Raw genomic sequence first — 22,491 nt, 5'->3', positions numbered from 1 at the left:
AGGCTCCGGCCGGGGCTCGTTACAGAAACGTCTCCTGCCGGAAAACATAAGCGGCGCCCGCCACCGACACGCTATGTCCGGTGGGCTCCAACGTCCCGTCGGAGCGGAGCGCCATCGCGACGACCGAGCCGCTTTCTTCATTGATCGCGATCAGACGCGCAACATCTTCCATCAAAAGGATGAACCGGGGCGACGCGCCTCCGCTCGCGACGTGCTGGAGCAATTCGATGCCGGGTTCTGCGCCGTCGATGCGGAAGACCGCGACGCTGTCGTGCCCCCGATTGGTCACATAGCCATTGGTTCCCGCAGCATTCAGCGCGAGGTGTCCGCCGAGGCTGTCGCCGGTAAAGCCGGCCGGCAGGGTCGAGCATCGAGAGCGCGAGGAAAGGCCGTCGGGCCTCACGTCGAAGAGGGTGAGCGTATTCGCCAACTCGCTGACCAGCAATGCGATTGGCAATGTTGGATGGAAAAGCAGATGCCGCGGACCGGATCCCGGCGGCGCGTGATACACGCATTGCGGCTCGCGAAGCAGTGTCGGCGCGTCGAGCGCGAAGCGGAGAATCTGGTCGGTGCCGAGATCCACGGCATAGAGCCAGCGGCTATCGGGACTGAAGCACACGCAGTGCATGTGCGGCCCCTCCTGGCGTTCGGCGTTCGGGCCATGGCCATTGTTCGCCCACAGGGTGCCGCCGTCGCGAGGCGCACCATCACCTCCCGGTTCGAATAGCGCTACGCTGCCGCTGCCATAATTTGCGACGGCAATGCGCTGCTCGGCCGGGTCGAGCGTGACATAGCAAGGTTCGCGGCCTCCGCTCGGCACCGCGCCGATCTTCTGCCATTCGCCGCCGGCGCGACGCCAGGCGCCCACCGCGCCCGCGCCTTGCTCGTCGACGAGATAGTGGACGCCGTTGCGTTTCGACCAGGCGCCGAAAGAAGCGTTGGCGGCGTCCTCGACCGCCTGTCCCGCCGTGAAGCCCGTATCGGGATCATATTCGAGCCGAACCAGCCCGCGCCCGCCCGCCTCGGCATAGGTGCCGACCCATAAGGTCCGCGGCGTCATTCGATCGTGATCGGCACGAAGACGGCGCCCGTCCGCTCCTTGTCGCGTGCGGTGGCGAACGCCTCGTTGATCTGATCGAGTTTGAATCGATGCGTGATCAGCTTGCCGACGTCGAGCTTGCCCTTTGCGATCAGCTCGACGATCTGGCCCTGCTCCGAATAGATGTCGTGAAAGGCGAAGCTGGCGCTCAGGATCAGCTGGATCTCCGACATCTGCATGCGCTGCCATTCGAGGGGAATCGTGGATTCGCCCTCGTCGAACCCGCCGATGACGACGACCTTGCCGCCGCGCCGGACCATCCTGGTGGCCTGAGGAAGCGTGATCGGCATCGCCGCGCCGCCCGCGCATTCGAAGACGATGTCGGCGCCGCGGCCGTCGGTCCACGTCATCACACGCTCGACGGGATCTTCGCGCTGGGTGTTGACGATCGCGTCTGCACCCAGCGATCGGGCGAGGTCGAGCGCACTGTCGACGATGTCGGTGACCATCACGTCGGCGCCCGATGCCTTGGCGAGTATCGTCTGGCCGAGCCCGATACAGCCGGCGCCGATCACCGCGACCTTGTCGTTGATGGCGAGCCCTGAAAGATGCTGGCCGTGCAGGCACACCGAAAGCGTGTCGACCAGTGCCGCTTCCTCGAAGCTCATATGATCGGGCAGCTTGTAGACCTTGGTCGCAGGCGCCGCGACATATTCCGCATAAGCGCGCGATACATATTTCGTCCGCACATCGTACAGGTGCTCGCAGATATTGTAGCGCTGGATGTGGCACCAGGGGCAGACGCCGTCGCCCATCACCGTCTCGATCACCACCCGGTCGCCGGGCTGCACGTTGAACACGTCCGCGCCCACCTCGACGATTTCGCCGGCCAGCTCATGGCCCATGATATGGCATTCGAGCGAAGGGTCCTCGACCTTCCAGTGCCTGAGATCGGTGCCGCAAATGCCGGCTACGCGGACCCGCATGATCACCCAGTCGGTGCCGGGCAGAATGGGGCGATCGACTTCGGCGATCTGGAACGTGCCATCGAGATTCTTGAGTGCTGCCTTCATCGTGCAGTCTTCCTGGATGAATTGATCAGGCGTTCTTCTGGAGCCGCGGTTCGATACGCAGCGAGACCAGATCGCAGCGTTCCGAGCGCGTGAGCGCGAAGAGGATCGCCTCGGCGACCTCTTCGGCGTGGAGCATCTCGTGCCGTGCAACCGCCTCGCGTTTTTCCTGCGTGCTGCATTCCTGCATGTCCGTCGCGACCGAGCCCGGCTCGATGACGGTGACCTTGATGTTCCTTTCGGCGACTTCCTTGCGCAGAGTCTCGGCGAATGCGTTCACTCCGGCCTTGGTTGCCGCATAGACGCTTTCGCCCGGCGCCTTGATCTCGGGACTGATCGAGCTGACGAACAACAGGTGCCCACCATTCTCCATGCGCCGCATCGCCGCGCGCGCGCAAGCGAGGTAGCCGACCAGATTGGTCTCGACGACGTAGCGCCAGGCCTCCTCTTCCATTTCTTGCAACGGCCGCGCGCCGAGCGCAGCGCAGGCGATGAGCATATCGAGCCCGCCGAGTTGCGTGTCGACTGCCTCGAAGACCGCGGCCACGCCCTCCCGCGTCGCTATATCGGCAGTCAGGCCGTATACCGGACCCGGGCCCGGGGCAGCCATGATCGCGTCGTCGAGCTCGGGCTGATGGCGGCCAAAGGTCAGCGCGCACGCGCCTTCGCGGGACAATTGGTGGACCGTCGCGCGGCCGATCCCGGTGGTGCCGCCGGTGACGAGGACACGCTTTCCCGCAAGCATCGTCATTCCCAACTGAGAATCACCCGACCGTCGGCAGGAACGTGAAAATCGATACGATCGTCGGCATGGTGATGCGGCACCAGCGCGTCGCCGTCGGCGGTCATCATCGAGGCCCGGGCGAGTTTGCGCCGGGGAAGACGCACGAGGCTGATCAGCGCAACGCAGGTCTCGCCACCATCGAGCCGGATCGAGAGCGTGCGGTTTCCGGTACGCTCCATCGCCCGGATGAAATGATTGCAGAACAGACGGAAAGGCGCGTCCTCGACCACGTGCAGGGCGCGTGTCGCGAACACGAACGCCGCGCCGCAACCATAGATCTCCTGCCCGATCTGCCCCGGCGCCTGGCCATCGCCGTACAAATCCTCCAGCGGGAAGGAGAGCTTGCGATCGATCACGCCGCTTTGCTGCTCGCCTTTGTGCAGGATGTCCGCCGGCAGCGTATCGGGGAAATAATGCCAGGCGCGGTCGAGCGCGTACCGGCAGAATTCGCTGAGCAGCATCCGCGCCGCGGGCTCCAGATCGGGCCCGCTGTTGAGCAGATATTCCTCGATCCCCGCAAAACATTCGAAGCACTCGTAGAGTGCCATGTAGGGTGCGTCATGAAGGCAGGTGGCGCCGAGGAAGTTCGAGTAATGCTCGGCGGCACCGATCTCCGATTTCCAGATCTCGCAATTGTGCAGCAGGCCCGCGAGATAGACATAGCTCTGATCGAAATAGTCGCGGTCCTCGGTAATCCGCCACAGCCGCATGCAGGCGACGGCGCCCCACATCGTCAAATTGGCCTGATACATCAGATCGAAGCGCAAACCCCGGGCAGCGTCGATCGCCGCCTTGGCTTCCTCCAGATACGTCTCGTCGCTGGTCAGCTGATAGAGCTGCATCATCAAATAGGCATAGATGCCGTTGGTATCGGTCTCGCCGAAGCGGTGGTCGCCGCGCGCTTTCGTGATCACCGAGAAATCGTGGATATTGTACAGGATCGGCCATTTATACTTGAAGTGCCGCGCCGCGCGGATGCCGTAATCGATCGACTTCAGCAGCAGGTTCCTGGCCTGATCGTCGCCATCGAGCGCCAGCCGCGCAAGGTTGATCATCGGATGATAGAGGTACCAGGAATCGACCGCATCGGGATCCTTGTCCTCGGCGAACTTGCCGATGTTGGGGAGATAGCGCCGAAGGGTTTTGACTTCCGGATCGTAGAATTTGCCGAGACCGCGCTTCAATTCCGCCTCGATCGGCAGCGGCTCGCCGCGCCACCGCCCGAAATCGTGCAAGGCCGCGATCACGGTCATCTGCACCATCGCATCGGGCACTTCACCCTTGGTGTAGGGCATGACGTATCGGTTGCCGTAATGGCGCACGGTCGCCTCGGCAGAACTCTCCAGGTCGTCGAGCGTGCGCTCGGCACGCCACAGCCAGTCGCGATAGCCCGCCTCGGGCAGCTCGAGCGTCTTGTATGCGGTGCCCAGCATCTGCAGAAACTGGCGCGCCATTTCCAGCTCGTTGTCGCCAGCCTGGTCGCGGAAGACGAGTACCGCGTCGGACAGGACGATTTCCTCGCCGGCTGGCAACGGCCCGGCCTCGTCCCCGTCCGGCGTGGTGACGGGAGGCAGATATCCGAGTTCGGGCCACTCGCCGCCGACGACACCGGACGGCACTGTGCCGGTCGCGCGGAAATACGGATTCAGCCGCGTCAGATCCTGGAAATAGAGAACACTGCCGAATTGAGGCTCTTCGAAGCGGAAATAGATCAGACCGCTGTTCACCCCCCGCTGCGCCGCCTCGACATTGCCTTTGGCGGCCAGCGGCTCGTCATCTGGGCCGAGCGGGTAGAGGTCACGCGGCAGGAACGGCACCCGCATCGCCTCTGCGGGGCGGAAGGTGGTGCGCACGCACAGCCGATTGAGATCGGCCTGGCTCGTGCCGATGGCGACCTCGTGGCGGCCGAGCGCGCTGCGGATCTCGAAACGCAACGGTTCGCCCGCAGCGGTGCTGGCCGCGCGGCATTCGAAGTCCGCGGCCGCCAGATAGGCCGCGCGGATCGCCAGCCCGCCGGTGCCGCCGCGCCGCACGATCACCCATAGCGAGTCGGTTCCCTCGCAGATTTCGGCATCAAGGTCGCCGAGCCCGGCCTGGCCGATCCGCCGCATCGTGCCGGCGGCGAGTTCTTCGCGCAGCGCGAGCACATAGGGGCTGGTCGTTTCCTGAGCTTTCAGGCCGATATTGGCGGTCATGGATCCCTCGCAATGTCCGCCGGAGCAACCGCGTGGAAGGCGGGATGTTCCCGAAAAAAACGTTCTAGCCCAACATTCTAACTTATGTTTGCCCGCCTATGCTGCGCGCGCCGTAGCCGCATGCGCAGCCGCGCGTCGCGGATCAGCGCGCCAGGCAGGTCGGTGGCCGCCCGCAGTCCGGCCACGCTCGAGATGTTGCGGATCGTCCGCCTCGTCTCCCCGATCACCTGGTTGACCATCTCGCGTCGATCGATCTCGCCATGTTCCTCGACGAGTGACAGGCGGTGCAACGCGTAAAGCCCGATCGCACCCGCAATCAGGAAATAGAAGTCCCAGCGCTGCAGCACGAACGGCAAGGCAAATATACCCGTCGGCCCGGTCCAGCGTGCCACGAGCTCGAACTGACGCACGGCGAAGAAATCGGCAAGAAGCCCGCCGATGATCGGCGCCAGCCCCGCCGCCAATGCGGTCACCATCGCGCTGGCGGCGACATAGGCGGTGGCCGAGCCCTTCGGCGAGAGCTTGAGAGCGACATTGGTGCTGGTGAGCGTCACGCCGGCGATCGAAGCGCCCATCATTATGTGAAGTAGCGCCAGCCAGACTTTGACGAATTCGCGGTCGGATAGTTGCGAAGCCCCGACCATCGCGACGATCGCGAGGATGTAGGTGGGAGCGCAGATCGCGAGTACCGACTTGTTGGCGAAGCGATCGCTCAGCGTGCCCCACATCCTGAGCGCGAGGAGGTTGGCGACCTGGCTGACCACGCTCAACAGCATCACGAAGCTGATGTCGAAGTGCAACTGACGGACAATGAAAACCGTGAAGAAGGGCGTCGCGAAATTGACCGCGAACTGCCAGCTTCCAATGAACAGCAGCAGCCGGCTGAAATTCGCATCCCGCAACGGTTGGCGCAGCAGTGCGCCGAGCTGGATCGGCCCGGTCGCTTCCGGCATTTCCGGTTCGGGCATTGCCGCGACGATGCGCGCGCTGAGCAGGCCAGTGAGGCACCCTGCCGCGAACATGCCTGAGAAGACCAGATCGCGCGCGAGCGAAGCCGCCGGCGTCCAATCGAGCGCCAGCGCCGCGATCAGCCCAAGCAACAAACTAATCGCCGTGAGCCAGAGCGTGCGCCTGGCGAAGACCTGGCCCATCCGCTCGTCCGGCGCCAGATCCCGCATCCATGCGTTCCACGCGCAGGTGCCGATCGCCCCGAAGCCGCACAGCACGAATTGCGCGGCAAGGAAGACGAGGAGCGGCACGGTTCCCGAAAAGAAGGCAAGCGCCGCCATTACCGCCAGCATCGCACGACCGATCAGACTCGTGATCACTGCAATGCGCTTGCGTGTCCGCCATCGCTCGATCAGGACGATCGCCGGCAGCTGGAGAAGCTGCGTGAGGAAGGGCGCACTCGCCAGGATCCCGACCATCAGGTTCGAGGCGCCGAGGTGAAGTGCGAAAGCGGTGAGGATCACGCCAGTGGTCAACGCTGAAGTGCCGCCGGAATAGGCAGCCTCGCGGATCAGCAACGTCAAGCCGCGCTCCCGATCGGCAGGCGTGAGGACAGTTTGCGGGCGTAGGCTGAGCATGTCTCTCTAACGCCAGCTTCGCTTTGTCCGTTTCGCCGGGAGTCCGTCCCTTTCAATTTTTGCGGATCGCGCTCCGGCAATTCTCCCGGGGAAGTCGGATCGTGCAATCGCCCTCCGCAGCGCTGGGCGTCCGAAGCGGATACCTTAATCGCAGATCCGGTTTGCGCGGAGGACTCGACTGGCGTGGAACCAGCCGTACATGCGGCGGCCTCCTGACCGGCCAAGGGCAATATCCCTGATCGCCGAGCCGATCGACCTTCGCGCGGCAGTTCAGCCGGCTCCTCGGATCCTCGCCGATGGACTTCGTTGCGAAGACGCGCCTGCACTACGCGGCCAGCATGCTGCGATCCAGCCGCACCCCCATCAAGACGATAGCCGCGAGCATCGGCTTTTCCAGCCGCAGCCATTTTTCGCGCAGCTTCCGTGCGATCTGTGGCAGCGATCCGCGTGGGTATCGCCAACAACAGGCATTGCCCGTCTTAGGCGCGAACCCTGGCATGAAGGGGGTTACGCTGGAGCCTCAGTTCCGAAGCGGTGGCCATGCGTCTGCGGCAACCTCAATCCCACCAGAAAAACCACCATTCTGATGCCATCAAGATTGCCGCGAGCGCGGCGACCGACGCCGCTCCTTGATCGACGATATCCGGACAATAGCCATATTGGTCGCGCGCCAATGCCATCGCGGCGTCGCGGGTCTTTGGCCGGTTCGCGGCGCGCAGATTCATCGTGTCCCCGTTGATCGCGACGAGCTCGGCGCCGAATGCGGCATGCCAGGTGCGGAGCGCCGCGACATGATATTCGGGGGGTGGGCACGCATTCCAGTCACCCCATCGCAGATAAGCCGGGACTTCCCAGCCGAACCTGGCGGGGATCAGGAGGATGTGAACCCGATCAAGGACCTTGCCCGAAAGAATGTCGGTCGCGATGCTCGGCCCCGGAAGGACTTGCCCAACCTCTGACGGCCATTCGCCGATCGGCGCCCCAAGATCGTTCGGCTGGTAGGTGCCGGGCCACTTCCGCAGGTCAGTCGGGAAACGCAGTTGCTTTGCCGTCGCGAGGATCTCTGCGGGCGAACGCAGCTTCGTGTCGGGCAGGCGGACGCCGGAGACGGCAGGGTCGTCCATCGTGAACTGGTCGGCGATTCGGGCCAGATCTTCGTCGCCGCCGATGATCACGGGCCAGCCGCGCCCGATACGCTTCAAGCGCTCCCACTCGGCGAGCGCCCGTCCGCCGGGGACGGTAATGCGTTCGTATTTCAGCGCCGCCATCATCCGCGCGCGCATCGCTTCCTGTTCCGCGCGCCGCTCCGGAATCAGCGGATCGGTACTCGCCGGCACCGATTGCGCGAGGCCCGGTCGGGTCGCGCAAACCAGACCGGTTGCCGCCAGCCCGCCGAGTATCGATCGTCTTGTCGGTTTCATGCTCACGGACATGGCCGGCTTCCGGAAGGTCCGCAATCAACGACTGCTCAGTCGAGAATCCCCGGCAGATCGAGCCCCTGCTCGCGCGCGCAGTCGCGGGCGATGGCATAGCCGGCATCGGCGTGGCGCATCACGCCGGTGGCGGGATCGTTCCACAATACGCGTTCGATCCGGCGGGCGGCCTCCGGGGTGCCGTCGCAGACCACGACCATCCCCGAATGCTGCGAGAAACCCATGCCGACGCCGCCGCCGTGGTGGAGCGACACCCAGGTCGCGCCGCTGGCGGTATTGAGCAGGGCGTTGAGCAGGGGCCAGTCCGAAACCGCGTCGGAGCCGTCCTGCATCTTCTCGGTCTCGCGATTGGGCGAAGCGACCGAGCCCGAATCGAGATGGTCGCGGCCGATGACGATCGGGGCCTTGAGTTCGCCGCTGGCGACCATCTCGTTGAAGGCGAGGCCGAGACGGTGGCGGTCGCCGAGTCCGACCCAGCAGATCCGCGCGGGCAGGCCCTGGAAGTGGATGCGCTCGGCCGCCATGTCGAGCCAGTTGTGGAGATGTCTATTGTCGGGAAGCAGTTCCTTGACCTTGGCATCGGTCTTCCGGATGTCCTCGGGATCGCCCGACAGCGCCACCCAGCGGAACGGCCCAATACCACGGCAGAAGAGCGGGCGGATATAAGCGGGGACGAAGCCGGGGAAATCGAATGCGTCGGTCACGCCTTCCTCGAAGGCCATCTGGCGGATGTTGTTGCCGTAATCGACGGTGGGGATGCCCTGCGCGTGGAAGTCGAGCATCGCGCGGACATGAATCGCCATCGAGGCGCGAGCGGCCTTGTCGAGGCCTTCGGGATCGTCGCTGCGGGCGCGCTCCCATCGATCGAGGGTCCAGCCGAGCGGCAGATAGCCGTTACGCGGATCGTGCGCCGAGGTCTGGTCTGTCACGGCGTCGGGGCGGACGCCGCGGCGGACCATTTCGGGATAGATTTCGGCGGCGTTGCCGAGCAGGCCGACCGAGACGGCGCGGCCTTCGCCATGTGCCTGCTCGACGATCGCCAGCGCTTCGTCGATGGTGTTCGCCTGGGCATCGACATAGCCGGTGCGCAGCCGCATCTCGATCCGCGAGGGCTGGCATTCGACGGCGATGCACGATGCTCCGGCCATGGTCGCGGCGAGCGGCTGGGCGCCGCCCATGCCGCCCAGTCCGGCGGTGAGGATCCAGCGGCTCTTCAGGCTGCCGCCGAAATGCTGGCGGCCCATCTCGGCGAAGGTCTCGTAGGTGCCCTGTACGATGCCCTGGCTGCCGATATAGATCCAGCTGCCGGCGGTCATCTGGCCGTACATCATCAGGCCCTTGCGATCCAGTTCGTTGAAATGCTCCCAATTCGCCCAGTGCGGCACGAGGTTCGAATTGGCGAGCAGCACGCGCGGCGCGTCGGCATGGGTGCGGAAGATGCCGACGGGCTTGCCCGACTGGATCAGCAGAGTCTGGTCGTCGTCGAGCCGGCGCAGGCTGGCGACGATCGCGTCGTAGCTCTCCCAGTCGCGCGCGGCGCGGCCGATCCCGCCATAGACGATCAGTTCCTCGGGTTTCTCGGCGACCTGCGCGTCGAGATTGTTCATCAGCATGCGCAGCGGCGCCTCGGTGAGCCAGCTCTTGGCGCTGATCTCGGTGCCGTGCGCGGCGCGGATGTTGCGGCTGTTGTCGCGGCGAAGGGTCATGGTGTCTTCCAGTCGAGGCAGGCAGCGAGGATGCGCCGGAGATGCGCGGCGAGCGGCGCGGCGCGGGCGGGGTCCCATGGCGTCGGCCAACTGGCCTCGTCGGGGGCGGCGGGCTCGTCCACATAGCCGCGGCAGGCGAGCTCCATCTGGATCGCGTGGATTCCGATGTCCGGGCGGCCATGGTGGCGGGTGGTGTAACCGCCGCGGAAGCGGCCGTTGACGACCAGCGAGAGCCCGGTATCGGCACAGGCGTGCTCGACGGCGCGTTCGAGCGCGGGGTCGCAGGTCGTGCCGTTATTGGTGCCGATGTTGAATTGCGGCAGCTCGCCGTCGAACAGGCGGGGCACGTGGCTGCGGATCGAATGGCAGTCGTAGAGCACGACATGACCGTGCCGGTCGCGCAGCCGGGCGAGTTCAGCAGTCAGTGCGTCGTGATAGGGCGTGAGCCAGCGGTCGCGGCGTTCGGCGATCTCGGCTTCGTCGGGCTCCGCGCCGGGAAGGTAGAGCGGCTCGCCGTCGAAGGTGGTGGTGGGGCAGAGCTCGGTCGTGGTCTGGCCCGGATAGAGCGACGCGCCGGAGGGATCGCGGTTCACGTCGATGACGCTGCGCGACACCGCGGTGCGGACGATCGTGACATCCATATCCTCGGCGAAGGCATAGAGCCGGTCGATCCACCAGTCGGCGTCCTTGCGGGCGCGCCACGGGGAGACGAAGCGGGGTAGCAGATCCTCGGGGATGTGGGTGCCGGTGTGCGGCATGCCGAGCACCAACGGCGCCTCCCCGCGACGGAGGTGGAGCCAATCGTCAGCCATGGACCACCGATGGAACCGGGACGGCATGGGCCTCGGCGAGCTCGCGCAGCCGGCCCGAGCGGACGATCTGCGCGGCGGCGGCGATGTCGGGGTGGAAGTAGCGGTCATCTTCCAGATGGGCGACCGAAGCGCGGACTTCGCTAAGAACGGCGTGGATCGCTTCGCTGCTGGTGAGGGGGATATGGAAATCATAGCCCTGCGCCGCGGCGAGCAATTCGATCGCGATGACGTGGCCGCTATTGTCGGCCATCGCCATCAGGCGGCGGGCGCCGTGCGCGGCCATCGAGACATGGTCCTCCTGATTGGCCGAAGTCGGGATCGAATCGACGCTGGCCGGATACGCACGCTGCTTGTTCTCGGAGACGAGCGCGGCGGCGGTGACCTGGGGGATCATGAAGCCAGAATTGAGCCCGGGACGTGGAGTGAGGAAGGCGGGCAGTCCGGACAGTGCCGGATCGACCAGCATTGCCAGCCGGCGCTCGGAGAGCGAGCCGATCTCGCACAGCGCCATCGCGATCATGTCGGCGGCGAAGGCGACGGGCTCGGCGTGGAAATTGCCGCCCGACAGGACTTCGCCGGTGTCGGGGAAGACCAAGGGATTGTCCGAGACGCTGTTGGCTTCGGTGTCGAGCGTCGCCGCGGCCTGACGGAGCAGGTCGAGCGCGGCGCCCATCACCTGCGGCTGGCAGCGCAGGCAATAGGGGTCCTGGACGCGCTTGTCGTCTTCGCGGTGCGAGGCGCGGAGCGGCGATTCGTGCATCATCGCGCGCAGCATCGCGGCGACCTCGATCTGGCCGCGATGGCCGCGCAGTTCGTGGATGCGCGGGTCGAACGGGGTGTCCGAACCCTTGGCCGCTTCGGTGGAGAGCGCACCGGCGACGAGCGCGGCAGCGAACAGCGCTTCGGCCTCGAACAGCCCGGCGAGCGCATAGGCCGTTGAGAACTGCGTGCCGTTGAGCAGCGCGAGGCCCTCTTTGGGACCGAGCGCGAGCGGGGAGAGGCCGGCTTCGCGCAATGCCTGTTCGGCAGGGAGGCGGCCGGCGGGCGTGTCGATTTCGCCGGTGCCGATCATCGTCGCGGTCAAATGCGCGAGCGGCGCGAGATCGCCCGACGCGCCGACGGAACCCTGTGCGGGCACCACCGGCAGCAAGTCGCGCGCGAGCATCGCTTCGAGCAGGTCGATCGTCTCGAGCCGCACTCCCGAGGCGCCGCGCCCGAGGCTGGCCAGCTTGAGCGCCATCATCAGCCGCAGCACCGGGCGCGGCATCGGATCGCCGACGCCGGCGGCGTGCGACAGGACGAGATTGCGCTGGAGCGTGTCGAGATCGCCGGGCTCGATGCGGATGCTGGCGAGCAGCCCGAAGCCGGTATTGACGCCATAGACCGCGGCGTCGCCCGCAGCGATCCGCGCGATCGTATCGGCGGCGCGTTGCACCGCCGGACGGCAGGCGGGGCTCAGCCGCGCATCGGCGCCGCGATAGATCGCGCGCCATTGCTCGAGCGGCACTGCGCCGGGTTCGAGCGTGATCATGCCTGTCCTCCAAAGATGCGGGCATGGAGCGGATTAAACCCCATGCGGTAAACCAGTTCGGCCGGCTCCTCGATGTCCCAGATCGCGAGATCGCAGCGCTTGCCGGACTCCAGCGTCCCGATGGTGTCGAGCCGGCCGAGAGCGCGCGCCGCCTTGCGGGTCATGCCGAGGATGCACTCGTCTACCGTGAGCCGGAACAAGGTCGCCGCCATGTTCATCGCCAGCAGCGGCGAAGTGAGCGGCGAGGTGCCGGGGTTGCAATCGGTGGCGACTGCGATCGGCACGTTCGCACGGCGCAGCGCCTCGATCGGCGGGAGGCGGGTCTCGCGGGTGAAATAGAAAGCGCCGGGAAGCAGCACCGCAACGGTCCCCGCCTTTGCCATCGCATCCACCCCGGATTGGTCGAGATGTTCGAGATGATCGGCCGAAAGTGCCCCGAACTCGGCGGCGAGCGCCGCGCCGTGGAGGTTGGACAGTTGCTCGGCGTGGAGCTTGACTCGCAGGCCGTGCGCGGCGGCGGCCTCGAACACCCGGCGGACCTGTGCGGGACTGAATCCGATCCCCTCGCAAAAGGCGTCGACTGCATCGGCGAGCCCGGCGGCGGCGACTGCCGGGAGCATCTGCTCGCATATCGCATCGACATAGCCGTCCGGATCGCCGGCGAATTCGGGCGGCAGTGCATGCGCGCCGAGGAAGCTGGTGGCGATCCCGACGCGACGGACGTCGCCGAGCGCGCGGGCGGCTTCGAGCATCTTGATCTCGTCGGCCAGCGACAGGCCGTAGCCCGACTTGATCTCGATCGTCGTGACGCCCTCGGCCAGCATCGCGTCGAGCCGGGGCCGCGCCTGAGCCACCAGTTCCGCGCGGCTGGCGGCGCGAGTCGCCTGCATCGTCGAGACGATGCCGCCACCGGCGCGGGCGATTTCCTCGTAGCTCGCACCCTTGAGCCGCCGCTCGAATTCGCGCGCGCGATTGCCGGCGTAGACGAGATGGGTGTGGCAGTCGATCAGGCCGGGAGTGATCCAACGGCCGGCGCAATCATGCGTGGTCCGGGCCTCGAACGCAGGCGCTTCGGCGCGCGGGCCGGCATAGACGATGCGGTCGCCGCTGGCGGCAATCAGTCCGTCCGCCACCGTGCCGAGGCCGGGCAGGTCACCGCGCAGCGTGGCCAGTCTGGCGTTGCTCCACAGCTGCTCGACGCGCACGCCTCCACCTCCTCGATGCGATCTGGAGCGATCCTCTAGGATGCCGGGCCAAATGTCTATACATTAATCGGCAGCGAGATGTGGGAGGGTGGCGATGCAATCCTGGTGGTTCGAGGCGGCGTTGCTGGCGGACGGGTGGGCGGAGCGCGTCCGGATGACCGCGCAGGACGGCCGAATCCTTGCAGTGACGACCCATGCCGCGCCCGAAGCCGGAGACGTGCGGTACGGAGTCGCGCTGCCCGGCATCGCGAATTTGCACAGCCACGCGTTTCAGCGCGGCATGGCGGGCATGGCCGAGCGGCGCGGGCCGGGCGCGGACAGTTTCTGGACGTGGCGCGACCTGATGTACCGCTTCGCCAATGCGATCGGACCCGAAGAACTCGAGGCGATCGCGGCGCTCGCCTTTGTCGAGATGCTCGAAGCCGGGTTCGTGCGGGTCGGCGAGTTTCACTATGTCCATCACGATCGCGACGGCACGCCGTTCGCCGATCCGGCGGAGATGGGCGCGCGGCTCGCTGCCGCCGCGGCGGAGACCGGGATCGGGCTCACCTTGCTGCCGGTGCTCTACATGACCTCGGGCTTTGGCGGAGTCGCGCCGAAGCCCGAACAAAGGCGCTTCGTCCAGGATGCCGACGGCTATGCGCGGCTGATCGAGGCATCGCGCGCGGCGGTGGCGGGGCTCGCCGACGCGCGGGTCGGGGTCGCGCCGCACAGCTTGCGCGCCGTGACGCCCGAGGGGCTTTACGCCGCACTGGCGGCCGGCGGGGAGGGGCGGGTGCACATCCATATCGCCGAGCAGACCGGCGAGGTGGAGGATTGCCTTCGGCATAGCGGCGCGCGCCCGGTCGAATGGCTGCTCGCCAACGCACCGGTCGATGCGCGCTGGTGCCTCGTGCACGCGACCCACGTGACGGAAGCCGAGCTGTCCGGGATCGCGCGGAGCGGCGCGGTGGTCGGGCTGTGTCCGATCACCGAGGCCAATCTGGGCGACGGGGTGTTTCCCGCCGCCGAGCTGCACGCTGTCGGAGGTCGTTTCGGGGTGGGATCGGATTCGAATGTGCTGATCGATCTTGCGCAGGAGTTGCGCAGCCTCGAATATTCGCAGCGGCTGACGCATCGGGCGCGCAACCTGTTGTCGAGCGCGGAGTGTCCGTCGACCGGGCGGACGCTGTTCGACGCCGCGCGACGCGGCGGGGCGCAGGCGCTGGCGGCGGATCACGATCTCGCGCCGGGCGCGCGCGCCGATTTCGTGACGCTCGACCGTGCGCATCCGACGCTCGCGGGCCGGTCCGGAGATGCATTGCTCGATGCCTTTGTGTTCGCCAATGGCGGCGGCATGATCGACGGTGTGTGGTGCGGCGGGCGGCAATGGGTGCAGGGCGGACGCCATGTCGCGCGCGCGGCGGTGGTTCGGCGCTATGCGGCGGCGCTCGCCGGACTGGGAATCGCATGAGCGACGCGCGCCCGCTCTATCAGGTCATCCGCAGCGCAATCGAGGGCCGGATCATGTCGGGCGCGCTGCGTCCCGGCGACCGCATTCCCTTCGAGCACGAACTGATGGCCGAATATGACTGCTCGCGGATGACGGTGAACAAGGCGCTGTCGGCGTTGGCGAGCGCGGGGCTGATCGCGCGCCAGCGGCGGCGCGGCTCGTTCGTGACCCGGCCGCGGATCCACATGGCGGCGCTGCATATTCCCGATATCCGCGAGGAGATCGAGAAGCGCGGCCATGCTTATGGCCTGCAGCTGGTGGCGCGCAGCGTGCTGGGCGCCGACAGCGCGAGTGTCGCCTTGCTGCGCCTTTCGCATGGCAAGCTGCTGTCGCTGCGCTGCGTGCACCTCGCCGATGCGCGGCCCTATGCCGTCGAGGAACGGCTGATCAATCTCGCCGCGGTCCCCGAGGCGGTGGATGCCGATTTTGCGATCGACCCGCCCGGAAGCTGGCTGCTCAGCCATGTCCCGTGGACCGAGGCCGAGCATCGCATCACTGCCGCGCCCGCCGGCGCGGCGGCGGCCTTGCTCGCACTCGACGCCGACAAGCCCTGCCTCGTGCTCGAGCGCTGGACGTGGCGCGAGGCCGAGACGATCACCTATGTCCGCACCACATTCGACGGCGACAGCTTCGATCTCACAGCCCGTTTCGCGTCGCAGGGAACGATGAGGCAGGCCTTTAGCGGCTGAGCGTCCCGCGTCTGGCCGTCTCTCCGAAGGGAGACGGCCAGTGCCGGGTCAAAGCATCAGATCGGTATAGTGCAGCGAAATGGCGTAATGGCCGGGATCGCTCCAGTCGGACGACGTGGCGGCATCGCCGGCGAACGCATCGGCGACCGGCTGGCGCGCGCTCTGGTCGAAGAGGAACAGGTCGTCGCCGGCGCCGAATGCCGCGAACCCCATCATCGGCGCCGGATTGCCGGGCACCAATGCGGTGCCAGCGCTCGGCGCCGTCGCGCCTCCCGTCTGGGTCACATTGATGTTTGCAGGCGTCGCCACCGGAGTGTTGCCATTGGCGTTCCACGTCGCGACCGCATCGTCGTCGAGCCCGGCCCCGCCCTCGACAAAGCCCTGAAGGAAAATGCGCGGATCGGACGTGCCGTCGAGATCGGAGGTGCGCAGCCGCAGCAAATTGGTCGGCCCGCCGGCGACGACGTCGTTGTTGATGATGTTGGCATAGACTTGCGCGGTTTCGCCCGCGCTCGAAGATCCTGCGGTGATATTGATGTCGGCGAGCGCGCTCGGGTTCGAATCGATCGTATTGTTGTCGAGCGTGAGATCGAGCCGCGCATCGCCGAAGCGCGCCTGCGCGTCGATCGCGGAGCTGCCATTGCCGGTCCCCATGACGATATTGTTGTCGCGGGCCTCGACGATCGCAGTGGCGCCGCTGTCCTGGGTCAGGACCCGGATTCCCGATCCCGAGCCGTTGGCGGTGATCGCATTGTCGTTGATCCGGCCCTCGATGTCGGCGCCGCCGAAGGAGGTGACGTTGATCGCGGCGCCGCCGCGGCTCTGCACCGTGTTGCCGATCACGTTGAAAGCCAGTTGCGCGGCGTCGTTGGCGTTGAGGTCGATGCCGCTGCCGATATCGGCTTCGCTGTCGATGTTATTGTTGGTGATGTCGACGCTGACCACGCTGTCATCGTCGCTGATCACCTGGATCGCCTGGGTCCGCAGCCGCACGAAATCGCTGTCGATGATGTCGATATTGGTGACCGGCGCGCCGGCCCCGGTGCTGAAGCTGCGGAATTGCAGCCCGCCATCGCCGTTGGTGTTGGCGGGGCCGCCCGAATTGGTCGTCTGGCTGTCGCGGAACGTGACGTTGTCGAGGACGAGATCGAGGTCGACATCGGTGTTGACGATGTCGACGCCGTTGGTCTCGGCAAAGGCGATCTCGGTGTTCGAGATCGAGGAATCCCCCGAGAGGTTGACGAACTCGATGCCGCTTTCGTGGATGGCGTCGCCGGCCTCGGTGATCGAGCTGTTGTCCATCACGAAATCGGACACGTCGATGCCGACGATGCCGGTGTCGGCGACGCCGTTGATATGGACGTTGTCGAGCGACACGCCGGCGACGTCGCTCAGATAGACCGCAGCGTTGGATGCGCTGACGTCGAGGTCGGTCGAGGTACCGCTGATCGTGTTGGCGTTGACCAGATTCATGTTGCCGAGCGACAATTCGGCGGTGTCGATCGCCTCGATCCCGCGGATGCCGATATTCTGGATCGTGCCGCCCGAGCCGTCCGTCGTGCCGGTGCCGGTGACGTGGAGCCCGCCGTCCGAACCGGTGCCGTTGAGCCGGATGGCATAGGATCCGCCATTGGCCGAGACGCTTTCGAAGGTTAGGTCCGCGGCGCCGATCGCGGTGCCGACCACGCTTACGGCCACGCCGCCCGCCGCGCTGACGTCGTTGCCCGCGCCGGTGGCGGTGACGGTGCCGCCGCCGCTGGCGTTGAGCCCGGTGCCGGTGGTGGTGGCGATGTCGAACCCACCGCCGAGCGCGAGCGCGCCGCTGTTGCCGACGAAGTTCACTGCGGTGGCCGTCCCGGTCGAGACGGTGCCGCCGCCCGAGAACGTCGCGGTGACCGACGAACCGGTGATGTCCACGCCGCCGCCGCCATGCGCGCCGGTGATCACGGTCGCGCCGGTGACGGTGAAACTGCCGCCGACTCCGGCAAGGTCGATCGCGCCGCCGGTCGACGCGGTCGATGCCGCGCTGTTGAGCGTGACGTCGAGCGTGCCGCCCTGGTCGATGTCGACGATCTGGCCCGCGCCCGATTTGCCGACGTCGCTGACGCTCAGGCTGCCGACGCTGCCTCCGCTGTCGGCGAGCCCAGCGCCGGTAGTGTCGCCGATGTCGAAGCCGGATATCTCGTTGTTCTGGGCGAGGTCGACGCCGTTATTGGCGCCGCCGGTGGTGACGATGGTCGGGCGGCCGGTGCCCTGCTCGAAGGTCTCGCCGCCGATCACCAGATCCTGCCCGCCGCCGACCAAGGTCTGGCCGTCGAGCAGATTGATGCCGTCGGCTTCGGAATAGGTGCCGGTGCCTTCGCGCAGGTAGATGGTGTCGCCGGCGGCGGGGCCGTCGGGGGTGCCCTGCGCGGCGTTGAACGCGGCGAGCGAGGTGAACGGATCGGCCTGCGTGCCGAGATTAAGGCTGCCCACCGCGGCATTGTCGATGAACCAGACCGCGTCGGCGCCGACATTGACCGTCACCGTCGCCACGTCGGTTTCACCGTCGGCGTCGGTCAGCGTGTAGGTGAAGCTGTCGGCGCCGCTGAACCCGGCCGGGGGCTCGTAGCTGAACGAGCCGTCGGGATTGACCGTGACCGTGCCGCCATTGGCCGAGGTCGCATCGAACGCAGTGACCGAGGCTTCGCCCGGATCGGTGCCGACCCCGCCGTCGTCGCTGTCGTTGGCGAGCACGCCTTCGCTCGCGTCGACGGTGAGGGTGACGTTGCCGGGAACGGTATAGGCGTCGTCGACCGCGTCGGGCGGCAGATTGTCGCCCTCGCCGGTGATCGTGACGGTGACGTCCTGCGTGGTGGTGCCGCCATGGCCGTCATCGACGGTGACGGTGTAGGTCTGGGTCAGCGTCTCGCCTTCTTCGAGGAAGTCGATCGCGCTGTCGTCGACCTGGAAGTCCCAGCCGACGCTGTCGCCGGCCTGGTTTACGGAATCGAGGCTGAACGTGCCGAGATAGCCGCCGCCCTGCGGCGCGAAGCTGGCGCTATGGGTATCGCTGAGATCCACATCGTCGAACGCTATCGTACCGCTGTCCTGATGGGTGAACGCGTTTTCGTTGGGATCGTTGTTGGGCAGTTCGGTGACCGCGCCGCTGGCATCGGTGCCGCCGGCATCGATGGTCGGCGCGTCGTTGGTGCCGGTGACGGTGATGTCGATCGTCGAGGCCGAGGTCGCGCCCTGATCGTCGGTGATCGAATAATTGACGGTGACGACGGTGCTCTCGCCGACCGCGAGATAGTCGAAATCGCTGCCGGGGGCGAACTGGACCTGATTGGCGACCACCGAGGCGCTGCCCTGACCGGCCGGCGCCGACGCGGAGGTGACGGTGAGCACTGCGCCGTCATCGGCGTCGGTATCGTTGGCGAGCACGTCGACCACGACGCCGGCATTCTCGCTCGTCGCGGCGGTATCGGGATTGGCGACGGGACCGTCATTGGTGCCGGTGACGGTGACCGTCACGGTCGACGCCGAGGCGGCGCCGAACTGGTCCTGGATCGTGTAATTGACCGTAACGCTCGCGGTGTCGCCGACCGCGAGGTGGTCGAAGTCGCTGCCGGGGTTGAACTGGACCTGGTTGGCAACCACGGAGGCGCTGCCCTGTCCGGCGGGTGCCGAAGCGGAGGTGACGGTCAATACCGCGCCATTGTCGACATCGGTGTCGTTGGCACGAACGTTGATCAGCACGCTGGCATTCTCGCTCGTCGTCGCCGCGTCGGGATTGGCGACGGGCGCGTCGTTGAGGCCGGTGATCGTGAAGACCAGATTGGCAGTGTCCGAAGCGCTGCCGTCGGAGGCGGTGTAGGTGAAGCTGTCCTGCACCACCTGGCCCTGCGCCAGCGTCTGGGCATTGGCGTTGAGCACGTAATTATAGGTGCCGTTGGCATTGAGCGTCAGCGTGCCATAGGTGCCGTTGAACACGCCGGGCGTCGCGGTCAGCGTGTCGCCTTCGAAGTCGAAGTCGTTGTCGAGCACGCTCGCGGTGCCACTATTGTAGCTGCCGGCATCCTCGGTCAGCGCGACGGCGTCGTTGGCGGCGATCGGCGCATTGTTGCCGGTGAGGTCGATGGTGACGTCGGCAAATTGCAGCCGCTCGACCGAGACCAGCAGATCGGCGCCGTCCGCGCCCGAGCCGGGTCCTCCGGGGCCGTTATGGACCACGCCGGTGATCGGGCCGAGGCGATAGAGCGTGTAATCGGCGAGCGCGCCCGAATAGACCGCAGTGTCGGTCCCCGCGCCGCCGTCGATATAATCGATCCCGGCGCCGCCGGTCAGCGTGTCGTTGCCGTTGCCGCCATAGAGCGAATCGTTGCCGTTGCCGCCATAGAGCGTGTCGTCATTGTCGTCGCCGGCGAGTTGATCGTTGCCGTCGCCGCCGTTCAGCACGTCGTTGCCGGTACCGCCCGACAATTCGTCGTCATCGCCGCCACCGTCGAGCGTATCGTTGCCGCTGCCCCCGTAAAGCGTGTCGAAGCCTGCGCCGCCGTTCAGCACATCGGTGCCGTCGTCGCCCCAGAGCATGTCGTTATTGGCATCGCCCGAAAGCGTGTCGTTGCCGGTGCCGCCGTGCAGTTCGTCGTCGCCGGTGCCGCCGGTCAGCGTGTCGTCATTGGCGTCGCCGTAAAGGTCGTCGGCGCCTGATCCCCCATTGATCGTGTCGTTGCCGGTCCCGCCGAAAATATCGTCATTGCCGTCGTCGCCATTCAGGGTGTCGTTGCCGTCATTGCCCTCGATATGGTCGTTGCCGGTGCCGCCATAGATGGTGTCCATGCCGCCGCGGCCGTAGAGATGGTCGTTCCCGCCAAGGCCATAGATCGTATCGTTGCCGTTGGAACCGTTGATGGTGTTGTTACCATTATTGCCGGTATAAGTGGGCACGTCCGTCTCCTCTTATCGTTCGCAGCGCACGGGCAGTAGCTGCCCGCAAGAGCATGAAAACACGACTGCGGCACGCCACGACGGTGTCGCGCGTGTCCCCAGAATTGCCAATATTGCCTCAATCCCCGATCGCATTGCGCCACCCGACAACCTCAGGGTGGAGCTTTGCCCCGCGCGACTCGATTTTGATTCAGATCAGACCGGCGCAAGGTTACTCGCCCGCGACTTCGAGTCCATAGCAAATGATCTCGATGCGATCGGAAGGTGAAACGTCTGCCGTTTGGGCAGGTCGGACGGCGCGCCGGCCTCGCCGAACGGGTTCGGCAGCGATGCCCTCTATGCGTCGATCGAGCCGCGCCGGACCGTTTGTCCCTGCGACTGCACGGTTCCTCGCAGGGCCTTGAACTCCCTGGCGTCTCAACTATATTTGCACTGTACGGCGTCGTGTCCCCCCTTTCACGAAGCCGTGCGACACGCCCTCGGGCGTGTCTCCTCCCTGAACCTTGGCCACCTCGTGCCCCGTGCACGAGGTGGTTTTTTATTCGGCGGCGAGCGCGCTCGGCAGGGCTTCGTCGGTGACTGCGTCGACGATCGCCCGAAGCAGGCGGCTGGTGGCGGGGAGGCCTTCGCCGGGCCCGTCCAGCGCCTGGTCGAGATAGAGCCCGCGGTCGAATTCCAGCTGGACGGCGTGCACGCCGCGCCGTGGTTCGCCATGGCGCTCGAGGATGTGCCCGCCCGAATAAGGCGCGTTCGCTGCAGTGGCGATGCCGTGCGCGCGCGCGACTCCTTCGATCCGGCCGGTGAACCGCCCCGCCGCCGATTTGCCGAAGCGATCGCCGAGCACGAGGCGCGGCGCGCTTTCCGCGGGCCCCAGCGACGGCATCGAATGTATGTCGACCAGCACCGCGACTCCGAAACGCGCCCGCGCCGAGGCGAGCGCGGCGGCGAGCGCGGCATGATAGGGCCGGTGATCGGCCGCGATCCGCTGGTCGACCTCGTCGGCCGAAAGCCGGCGCTGCCAGATGTCCCCCGAATTGCCGACGCGGCGCGGCACCAGCCCGAGCCCGCTGCGCAATTTGGCCGATTGCGGATGGCCGATCCGCGCCGCGCCGTCATCGAGTCGCGGGTCGCGCTCATGCTCGCCGCGATTGAGATCGATCCATGCGCGGGCGCGCTGCGCGACGAACAAGGTCTCGGCTCGGCGCGCGTCGAGGCCGAGCGCGTCGGCATAGCGATCCTCGAGGCCCTTGAGCGCCGCCAGCGGCACGCGGAGCGCCGCGCGCAGCGCCGGCGGATAGTCGCGGCCGGCATGCGGCACGGACAATATCACCGGCGTGACCGGCTCGAGCGGCCCGTGGCGCACGAAGGAGGCGATTGTCGTCACTGGTCCCTGACTAGGCACGGCACGCCCCGTCAGCAATCGCCGCCCGGTAAACGTGCTGGAAATTTTTAAAGGCTTTGCGCATAGGATGGCGACCTAGATTGGTTGGGGTAGTGATGATCCGGATTCTGCTGGCCGAGGATGACCGCGTGATGCGGGAATACCTCACCCGGGCGCTCGAACGCTCGGGCTATGCGGTCAGCGCGGTCGATCGCGGCACCGAGGCGATTCCGCTGCTCGAGGCCGAGCGATTCGATCTGCTCCTTACCGACATCGTCATGCCCGAAATGGACGGGATCGAGCTTGCCCAGCGCGCCAGCGAGATGGCGCCGGAGATGCGGGTGATGTTCATCACCGGCTTCGCGGCGGTGACGCTCAAGGCCGGCAAGCAGGTTCCGCAGGCGCGCGTGCTCTCCAAGCCGTTCCACCTGCGCGACCTCGTGCTCGAGGTCGATCGCATGTTCCAGTCGGAGAATGCGGGCTTCAACTGATTTAGCGATGAGGGCGCTTGCGCGGCGGAAAAAGCCCCGCTAAAGCGCGCCCTCCTTGGGGGCGTGTAGCTCAGTGGTAGAGCACTGTGTTGACATCGCAGGGGTCGCAAGTTCAATCCTTGCCACGCCCACCATCAAAGGAAGC

At 66.5% G+C, this 22,491-nt stretch carries 15 protein-coding genes, 1 tRNA gene and 1 pseudogene; 5 read left to right on the top strand and 12 right to left on the bottom strand.

Annotated features, from left to right (window positions below; translation table 11 throughout):
* Positions 1-19 precede the first annotated feature (19 nt).
* The 5 genes from Q9Q95_RS09795 to Q9Q95_RS09775 all read right to left on the bottom strand — a co-directional run bounded on the left by Q9Q95_RS09795 (position 20) and on the right by Q9Q95_RS09775 (position 6,620).
* Positions 20-1,060: a lactonase family protein gene (locus Q9Q95_RS09795; protein ID WP_306096449.1), complete on the bottom strand. Its 1,041-nt coding sequence runs from the start codon at positions 1,058-1,060 to the stop codon at positions 20-22.
* On the bottom strand, positions 1,057-2,112 hold the full coding sequence (locus tag Q9Q95_RS09790) for a zinc-binding dehydrogenase (protein WP_306096447.1): 1,056 nt from the start codon (positions 2,110-2,112) through the stop codon (positions 1,057-1,059). The genes Q9Q95_RS09795 and Q9Q95_RS09790 overlap by 4 nt, the downstream gene beginning before the upstream one ends.
* A gap of 25 nt (positions 2,113-2,137) precedes the next feature.
* Positions 2,138-2,854, bottom strand: a complete 717-nt coding sequence (locus Q9Q95_RS09785; RefSeq protein WP_306096445.1) for an SDR family oxidoreductase — start codon at positions 2,852-2,854, stop codon at positions 2,138-2,140.
* Positions 2,855-2,856: 2 nt separating this feature from the next.
* Complete coding sequence (locus Q9Q95_RS09780) at positions 2,857-5,088, bottom strand: hypothetical protein (protein WP_306096443.1); 2,232 nt, start codon at positions 5,086-5,088, stop codon at positions 2,857-2,859.
* A gap of 77 nt (positions 5,089-5,165) precedes the next feature.
* Positions 5,166-6,620, bottom strand: a complete 1,455-nt coding sequence (locus Q9Q95_RS09775; protein WP_306096441.1) for an MFS transporter — start codon at positions 6,618-6,620, stop codon at positions 5,166-5,168.
* Between the two features lie 311 nt (positions 6,621-6,931).
* Here Q9Q95_RS09775 and Q9Q95_RS09770 point away from each other — a divergent pair.
* Positions 6,932-7,261: pseudogene (locus Q9Q95_RS09770) on the top strand (helix-turn-helix domain-containing protein); the annotation flags it as partial.
* On the opposite strand, the gene Q9Q95_RS09765 reads toward Q9Q95_RS09770, so the two are convergent.
* The 5 genes from Q9Q95_RS09765 to hutI are packed head-to-tail and all read right to left on the bottom strand — an operon-like array spanning position 7,232 to position 13,361.
* Positions 7,232-8,131: a DUF4253 domain-containing protein gene (locus Q9Q95_RS09765; protein WP_306096439.1), complete on the bottom strand. Its 900-nt coding sequence runs from the start codon at positions 8,129-8,131 to the stop codon at positions 7,232-7,234. The pseudogene Q9Q95_RS09770 and the gene Q9Q95_RS09765 sit on opposite strands and share 30 nt — an antisense overlap.
* Positions 8,132-8,142: 11 nt before the next feature.
* The gene (gene hutU, locus Q9Q95_RS09760) at positions 8,143-9,813 is read right to left on the bottom strand and encodes a urocanate hydratase (RefSeq protein ID WP_306096437.1); all 1,671 of its coding nucleotides are present in this window, start codon (positions 9,811-9,813) and stop codon (positions 8,143-8,145) included.
* Positions 9,810-10,625 (bottom strand): N-formylglutamate deformylase, encoded by an 816-nt coding sequence (gene hutG, locus Q9Q95_RS09755; protein ID WP_306096435.1) that lies wholly within the window; start codon positions 10,623-10,625, stop codon positions 9,810-9,812. Before hutG ends, hutU begins: the two co-directional genes overlap by 4 nt.
* Positions 10,618-12,156: a histidine ammonia-lyase gene (gene hutH, locus Q9Q95_RS09750; RefSeq protein ID WP_306096434.1), complete on the bottom strand. Its 1,539-nt coding sequence runs from the start codon at positions 12,154-12,156 to the stop codon at positions 10,618-10,620. Before hutH ends, hutG begins: the two co-directional genes overlap by 8 nt.
* Positions 12,153-13,361 (bottom strand): imidazolonepropionase, encoded by a 1,209-nt coding sequence (gene hutI, locus Q9Q95_RS09745; RefSeq protein ID WP_306096432.1) that lies wholly within the window; start codon positions 13,359-13,361, stop codon positions 12,153-12,155. The genes hutH and hutI overlap by 4 nt, the downstream gene beginning before the upstream one ends.
* Positions 13,362-13,455: 94 nt before the next feature.
* Between hutI and Q9Q95_RS09740 the strand changes: the two genes are divergently transcribed.
* Together Q9Q95_RS09740 and hutC are read left to right on the top strand one after the other, a co-directional pair.
* Complete coding sequence (locus Q9Q95_RS09740; RefSeq protein WP_306096430.1) at positions 13,456-14,814, top strand: formimidoylglutamate deiminase; 1,359 nt, start codon at positions 13,456-13,458, stop codon at positions 14,812-14,814.
* Complete coding sequence (gene hutC, locus Q9Q95_RS09735) at positions 14,811-15,542, top strand: histidine utilization repressor (RefSeq protein ID WP_306096428.1); 732 nt, start codon at positions 14,811-14,813, stop codon at positions 15,540-15,542. The genes Q9Q95_RS09740 and hutC overlap by 4 nt, the downstream gene beginning before the upstream one ends.
* A gap of 48 nt (positions 15,543-15,590) precedes the next feature.
* On the opposite strand, the gene Q9Q95_RS09730 is transcribed toward hutC, so the two are convergent.
* Positions 15,591-20,474, bottom strand: coding sequence for an Ig-like domain-containing protein (locus Q9Q95_RS09730; RefSeq protein WP_306096426.1), 4,884 nt, complete (start codon positions 20,472-20,474; stop codon positions 15,591-15,593).
* Positions 20,475-21,012: 538 nt separating this feature from the next.
* The gene (locus Q9Q95_RS09725; RefSeq protein WP_306096424.1) at positions 21,013-21,858 is read right to left on the bottom strand and encodes an N-formylglutamate amidohydrolase; all 846 of its coding nucleotides are present in this window, start codon (positions 21,856-21,858) and stop codon (positions 21,013-21,015) included.
* Between the two features lie 113 nt (positions 21,859-21,971).
* Between Q9Q95_RS09725 and cpdR the strand changes: the two genes are divergently transcribed.
* Both cpdR and Q9Q95_RS09715 read left to right on the top strand, forming a co-directional pair.
* A complete protein-coding gene (gene cpdR, locus Q9Q95_RS09720; RefSeq protein WP_077509890.1) occupies positions 21,972-22,346 on the top strand; it encodes a cell cycle two-component system response regulator CpdR in 375 nt (124 codons plus the stop codon).
* Positions 22,347-22,405: 59 nt separating this feature from the next.
* Positions 22,406-22,480: transfer RNA gene (locus tag Q9Q95_RS09715), tRNA-Val, on the top strand.
* Positions 22,481-22,491 lie beyond the last annotated feature (11 nt).

This window comes from Sphingomonas sp. DG1-23 (genome assembly GCF_030730875.1).
GTDB lineage: Bacteria > Pseudomonadota > Alphaproteobacteria > Sphingomonadales > Sphingomonadaceae > Sphingomonas.
The sequence above is the reverse complement of the archived record's forward strand: the minus strand, read 5'-3'. Positions and strand labels throughout refer to the sequence as shown.